Below are 637 nucleotides of genomic sequence, written 5' to 3'. Positions count from 1 at the left end.
AGTCCACGCTCTTCAAGCAAATAGGGTGCAATAAGAGCCTGATCTGTTATAGCATGCGCAGCACCAACAATTTTTCTAAATCTTTCAATTAACTCACGCTCCATTTTCATTTTCCCTTTGGAGCCGCTGCACGTATGAGGCGATCATTAATAGCCTCACCCAATCCGTAAGATGGAATAGGTTCTACTGCAATAGATCTCACCTTGAGTGAATCCAATTGCCTCATGTATTGAAATAAATGAGAAGCTGCCTCTTCTAACTGTCCACTCTCGCTAAGATTTAAGACAGAAACGGCATTTTCAACCCCCATAATGCGTTTTATGCCAAATGCTAAAAGTGCTTCACCATGTTCTACCTTTTGGACATTCAAACGAACCGCAGCATTGGGCGCATAATGCGATTTTAACATGCCTGGTGCCTCAATCGCAGCTCGCTGATCTATTCGCTTCAAAGACTTTCCAGCAACTTCTTCAATATCTTCAGCAGCAATCCCCCCAGGACGCAAAAGATAAATATTCTCATCAGAAACCTTAATAATCGTTGATTCAAGCCCTATTTTAGAAAAACCTCCGTCAAGTATCAAAGGAACAGATTCTCCTAAAGATGCCCAAACAGCCTCAGCTGAAGTAGGGCTAAG

At 42.4% G+C, this 637-nt stretch carries 1 protein-coding gene; it reads right to left on the bottom strand.

The features are described from left to right. Window positions 1-106 precede the first annotated feature (106 nt). Window positions 107-637, bottom strand: a 531-nt coding sequence (locus tag ACFINS_RS10775; protein ID WP_375706271.1) for an L-threonylcarbamoyladenylate synthase, incomplete at its 5' end; no start/stop codon positions are given.

It is taken from the genome of Bartonella sp. AA2SXKL, from assembly GCF_042197205.1.
Lineage (GTDB): Bacteria > Pseudomonadota > Alphaproteobacteria > Rhizobiales > Rhizobiaceae > Bartonella.
This window is presented reverse-complemented; position numbering and strand designations above follow the sequence as displayed.